This window comes from Endozoicomonas sp. ONNA2, assembly GCF_024606365.1.
GTDB lineage: Bacteria > Pseudomonadota > Gammaproteobacteria > Pseudomonadales > Endozoicomonadaceae > Endozoicomonas.
Genome location: NZ_JAHHPO010000716.1, coordinates 1 through 5,561, shown reverse-complemented (window position 1 = coordinate 5,561; position 5,561 = coordinate 1). Strand labels below are relative to the sequence as shown.

Annotated in this window: 6 protein-coding genes and 1 tRNA gene; 4 read left to right on the top strand and 3 right to left on the bottom strand. The window is 47.5% G+C overall.

The window, feature by feature from the left end; genetic code table 11:
- Positions 1 to 262: 262 nt before the first annotated feature.
- Complete coding sequence (locus tag KDK14_RS12615; protein ID WP_257265491.1) at positions 263 to 1,186, bottom strand: OmpA family protein; 924 nt, start codon at positions 1,184 to 1,186, stop codon at positions 263 to 265.
- Between the two features lie 335 nt (positions 1,187 to 1,521).
- Here KDK14_RS12615 and KDK14_RS12610 point away from each other — a divergent pair, with 335 nt between their 5' ends.
- The 4 genes from KDK14_RS12610 (at position 1,522) to KDK14_RS12595 (ending at position 4,154) form a co-directional block, all read left to right on the top strand.
- Positions 1,522 to 2,355, top strand: a complete 834-nt coding sequence (locus KDK14_RS12610; protein ID WP_257265490.1) for an ATP-binding cassette domain-containing protein — start codon at positions 1,522 to 1,524, stop codon at positions 2,353 to 2,355.
- Positions 2,343 to 3,506: an ABC transporter permease gene (locus KDK14_RS12605; RefSeq protein ID WP_257265489.1), complete on the top strand. Its 1,164-nt coding sequence runs from the start codon at positions 2,343 to 2,345 to the stop codon at positions 3,504 to 3,506. Before KDK14_RS12610 ends, KDK14_RS12605 begins: the two co-directional genes overlap by 13 nt.
- Before the next feature lie 239 nt (positions 3,507 to 3,745).
- On the top strand, positions 3,746 to 3,958 hold the full coding sequence (locus KDK14_RS12600) for a flagellar biosynthesis anti-sigma factor FlgM (RefSeq protein ID WP_257265487.1): 213 nt from the start codon (positions 3,746 to 3,748) through the stop codon (positions 3,956 to 3,958).
- Between the two features lie 119 nt (positions 3,959 to 4,077).
- Positions 4,078 to 4,154, top strand: a tRNA-Arg gene (locus KDK14_RS12595).
- Positions 4,155 to 4,309: 155 nt separating this feature from the next.
- On the opposite strand, the gene KDK14_RS12590 is transcribed toward KDK14_RS12595, so the two are convergent.
- Together KDK14_RS12590 and KDK14_RS12585 are read right to left on the bottom strand one after the other, a co-directional pair.
- A complete protein-coding gene (locus tag KDK14_RS12590) occupies positions 4,310 to 5,128 on the bottom strand; it encodes an HNH endonuclease (protein ID WP_257265486.1) in 819 nt (272 codons plus the stop codon).
- A gap of 33 nt (positions 5,129 to 5,161) precedes the next feature.
- On the bottom strand, positions 5,162 to 5,443 hold the full coding sequence (locus KDK14_RS12585; RefSeq protein WP_257265485.1) for a hypothetical protein: 282 nt from the start codon (positions 5,441 to 5,443) through the stop codon (positions 5,162 to 5,164).
- Positions 5,444 to 5,561 lie beyond the last annotated feature (118 nt).

The following is a 5,561-nucleotide window of genomic DNA, read 5'->3' as shown; positions in this document are numbered from 1 at the left end:
TTCGGGAAGCGGGTAGCGTCTGTAGAAATGTCGAAGTTATTTCAGGACAGCTCCTTGGTGAGTGGGTGTGAGTATTTGGCAATACTATCTCACTCACAGACACCAAAACAGGTAAGGAATTGGAACAAGTTCAGCATTTGACAGGGATTTGGTCGCCTGCCTGCTTCGCGCAATACAGCATAAGTAGCCTGTCTTGGTCGGGAAGCGGGCAGCCGTTAGTCAAAGATCGAAGTTATTAAAGTTCCTGAATAGCCGCTAACGATTACTCTTCAATGGTGATGGTAACGTGACGGTTATTGCTGCGGCCCTTTGGGGTTTGATCTCCGGTCTCCAGTACACCACCGGCAACCGCCCGGATGCGATCGCCACTGACGCCACGCTCTTGCAGGTATTGTTTGACACTTTCAGCCCTGTGCAGTGCCAGTTGCCGGTTGTATTCCAGCGGGCCGGTTGAGTCGGTGTAACCAACCGCCGTCAGACGAATGCCAGCATGCTGTTTGGCGACCTCAGCGATTTGGTCCAGCTCCTGTCGACCCTGCGGGTCAATGTCAACTTTATCAAAGCCAAAGTAAACGGTACCCAACTCTTTTTGTAGTGGGCAGCCATCCGCATCGACGGTAATGCCCACGGGAGTATCCGGGCACTTGTCAACGGCATTGGGAACACCATCACCATCACTATCAGTAGGGCAGCCATGCTGGTCAACAGCTAAATTGACAGGGGTGTCGGGACAGCGATCTATATTGTCTGGTACACCATCGTTGTCGGAATCGGGGCAACCGTTGATATCCACCGGTGCACCGTAAGGGGTATTGGCGCACTTATCCATATAGTCAGGAACACCATCGTTGTCTGAGTCAACCGGACAGCCACTGTGATCGACGCTGATGCCCCCGGGTGTGTCTGGACAGCGGTCTTTTTTATCAGGAACACCATCGTGATCACTGTCTCTACCAGTGATGGCACAGATAGCACTAACGACCAGGGCACCACCCAGAGCACCATAGGCTGCTGATTTACCACGGTCGGATGAGCCGTTGACAGCAGCGCCCACAAGACCTCCGGTACCCGCCCCGATCAAGGCGCATTGGCTCCATCGGTGTATATGACCATCACTGGTGCAGCCAGCCAGAAAAAGGGTAATCATGAACAGTGTTAGCGTTTTAAAGGGAGTGATGAGGTGCATGAATCAAACTCCGGGTGTGTCGAGATAGATGTTTTTTGACGTCTAATCGAGTAAGTATTCCCATCACATAATCTGCATGCCATGGCCGACAGCATGCCAGGAACGCCATTAACGTATTGAAAGCAAGCCGAGCGTTTAGCACTTAACGCATAAGTGGAGATGGTTGCAGATAAAGCGGACAGGTTATTGGAGGATTAGCATTTTCGAGTATAGGCCAAAATATTCAATGCCAGAATTTCTTTCAATATGAAATGAGTTTGCAGGAAAGTGCGTTGCCAACATGAAATGAACCGCCAAGCATACCTTGAGTGTAGTTTGCCCGGTGTTTTGATTAAATGGCTTTATCAAGCCAGCCACGGGTCGCTTATCTTTATTGGCAGGCGTCCGATAACCATGAAAACCCAGGCTGTTGTTTAGCTGCAGGTCTCTATCAATGCGGGGATATCAAGATGACAAATGTTCAGGCCATTGCCATCCATGACCTTGAGCATAGTATCGGTGAAACTGAGGTTTTGCGAATTCCGGAGCTGGTGATTAACGCCGGTGAAATGGTGTGTCTTCAAGGCGGGAATGGCTCTGGCAAAACCACTTTATTAAGAGCCCTGATGGGACTTGTCCGCTGTAACAGTGGTGATGTGATGGTTCTGGGCAATGATATGAGAAAAATTGGCACCTCGGTTGTAGAAAAACTTCGGGCCGACTCTATCGGGTTTATTTTCCAGCATTATCGGCTGGTTCCTTACCTGAGTGCCTTCGATAACATTCTGTTGCCCTGCTATTTCTCAGCGAAAAGGCAATATGAAGCAGAAAGGAAGTCGGAAACTGCCGCCGGGGATGCCATTCGCCTGATTCGCAGGCTCAGCTTGTCAGACCCATCCAGACTATCAAAAAATGCATCACAATATAGCGCCGGACAACAACAGCGCTTTGCCATTGCTCGTGCCCTGATTGGCAAGCCTGATATGGTGTTGGCAGATGAACCGGCTTCCGCTATGGACTGCAGGGGGAAGAAAGCCGTTTACCAGCTGTTACAGGAAGAGTGCCGTGCCAATGGAGCCACACTGATCTGTACAACCCATGATGAAAACGGCATTGATGGTTTTGACCGATATGTGGACATGGATTCCCTGAACCTGGCAAGAGAGCGTGAAAACCGATGGTCATTTTGAAGATTATTTGCAGAAGCTTTGGTCAGAGAGCCGGTCGTTCGACGATTTCAATTCTGGCACTCGCATTGAGCATTGCGCTTCTTCTGGTGATTAGTCATATTCATGAAGCTGTCCGGTCCTATGCACGACAAGTGTCTTCAGGTGCGGATCTGATTGTCGGAGCTCCATCGCAGCCGGTACATCTTGCCCTTTACAGTCTTTTTCGTATTGGCCCTCCTCCGCCAGTTTTGCCGTGGAATATCTACGAAGAAATTGCTGGTATGGAGGATGTAGAGTGGGCTGCCCCTGTGTCCACCAATGAAAGTCACCGGGGGTATACAGTGACGGGCAGTACGGCACATTATATGGAAACTCTGCAACTGAAAGCCCTTAATTTCATAGACACCAGTGGCTCAGGCACAGCATTCAGAAATGATCGTTCCGCATTTATTGGCGCCAATCTGGCCGCACACTACCAACCGGGAGAAACACTGACGATAGCCAATGGCTTTTCACCTTCATTAAAAGATGAGTATCAAACCCCATTTGTTATTCAGGGGGTTTTAATGGAAACCGGAACCTTACTGGACAGTAATATTTTAGTTCCTATTGAAGGGCTACGAAAAATCCGAAAAGCCCATGGAATAACAACGGATTATCTGAATTTCATTATGATAAAATTGCGCCATCGCCACTCGCTCTTTAAGGTGCAGCAGGAACTGAAGTCAACACTCAATACCCCACTTGAAGTTGTGATTCCTGCGTTCGAACTGGAAAAGCTTGGGCATTATCAGCGAATGCTTAATAATGTGTTTATGGCGATGAGTTTTATCATCGGAGTGCTCTCTCTGATGATGATGTATTTTAATCTTTCCGCCGGTTTTGCCGAGCGCAAACAGGAAGTTGAACTATTGCGCATGGTAGGGGCAAGCCCCTGGCAGCTGGCAGGCCTGACATTGGCCGAGCCTATGCTGCAGATCCTGGTTGCTCTTTGCTCTGGTGTCATTGTATATAAAATATCGACTCTGTTCGTGGGGAGCTGGATTCCTGTTGTGAGCAGCATCACACTGCCTTTTGAGCAGTTGGTTTGGTTGTTGTCGCTGTTTTTACTGGGTTTTCTGGTTGCCTGCTTGCCAGCATGGCGAATGTATGGTTTTTCCAGAAGAACATAGGAGGCTGTTCTGCAGCGCGGCATCCTATTCCTGCACAAGCTAATAGTATTCTATTGGGGGGATTTCCTGCGTCCCCCTTGAAAACTTGGCTAACAGTTGCATTGATGTGCCTGGTGTCTTAATCGGTATGAACCTTGCTTGATAGATTAATAAAAATAATGGGTAGACACCCTGAAGCGGAGGTGACAATATGACCGACCTGTTACCGAGAAATCTTTTTGATCGTTCAAGGAGTGAACATGTGTAAGGAGCATCGAGAGCCAAGTATGAATTTAGAAGGCTCCGAGAAGAGAATAAGTTTTGTGATTAATGCTACGGAAGATCGTGTCAACCGCCTGCGCCAGGCTTACCTTGATGGGACACTGATGGTTGACAGTGAACGTCTTGCCGAAAAGATGCTTGCCTTTGAACAACAGCTTGAAATCGTGTTTCCCGAGAAAGACACCCCTTGAGTCAATTTACGCCAGTTAGAAATCCTTTATCCTGCCAAGGCTTGATCATCCATTGTTAATGAAGTACGCTTCAAGGCGTTCGTGAATGTGTATGCCTTGTTATCAGCTCGGTAACGCATGCTCCCATGGCACAGCTGGATAGCGCAGCCCCCTCCTAAGGGGCAGGTCGGAGGTTCGAATCCTCCTGGGAGCGCCATAGAATACATAGCCCGTAGCGTTAGTCAATGCTTCGGCCTTTTTTGTTTTTAGGATCGAGGGGGTAGTAAGGGGGGAAGTAAGCGATTTGCTTGTTCTTCCCAAGCTAATTCTGGTCATCTGAGCCTCTTTATTTGGACATCACATCAACAGGGATCAGAAAGATAGCTGATCTTGTCCACCAAGGCCTTTTTTAGGGTCAAGAGCTGTTTGAATGCGGAAGAATTTCCAGCCATCCAGTGCCGGTGGTGGCTCTCCAAGATAAACTCCTTCTTTCTTATCTGGCCAAGCCGCTTCTACCACCTTGATAATCTTCCCCTGCTTGTCTGTGAGCGTAAAACTCACAACCGGTGGCATGTATCCTAAATTACGTGCATGGCTCAGAGTGGCGAGTATGGCAGGATCAGCAAATTTGAAAACATCGTCCCAACTCATATTGGACGTGATGATGCCTTGCTCTTGTCTTAGCCGGTTAATCAACTGAATATCTGAATGGGACACATGCATGCATTGATGGCAGGGTTCTTTTCGATGGCAGTCAGCGCATAAAACCTCGAGGTTGGTGTGGGCATTATCGTGCTTTACTCCGTTTTTGTGGTGAACGTGGAGTAAATTTTTATGGTGCGAGAGCATTACATTGCAACTTTGGCAGGTATAGTTCGTTTGTTCTCTTACTTGGTTAGATATTTCAGGCCAGTCATTGGTATAACCTACTATTGAGTGATCCTTTTCTCTTGGTAACTTTTTGAACAGTGAGCTGTAATTTGCGAAGAATTCATTAATATCGAACTCTTGGGCCACCTGCCATCTACGCCTGGATGATTCAGCAGCACCCTTGTAATTCAGCATGCCAAGACAGAACTGACACACATTAAGCTCCACAACTGCGGTAGCGCCATTTTTCCCGTATATCTCAAATTTTCCATCAGGATTTCGACTTACTGAGTAACGGTCGAACCTGCCTGCACTTTGCATTTCATCCAGCTTTTGGCACTGGCCTATGTGGAATTAATTCCCTTTTGAACCGTCATGAATTGTACGATCGAATAAATCATTCCGCCGACTGTGGTCAGGGATGAATAGCGCAACCTGAATATCCTTGTAATGAAGTAGACCTTCTTTGGTTTCGAGGTCATTAATGTATATTACAATGCCTTCAGCTCTTTCCAGTTCTATGATGGTTTTATTTTCTGGACTACCAATATCAAAAGACCTGATTTTTGCACCCATTTTTTTTACTGCTTGTTCCAGGCGGGAAAGATTCGCCTGAATATTGATTCGACTATCCATTGGTTTCCCCAAGAATGCGTTTAATCTGGATATCGGAATTGGTTATTACACGAAAGCTTACCCGCCCAGGGCGACAGAATCGGTCGAACGATCATCCCGATAATAGGATATTTAGCTA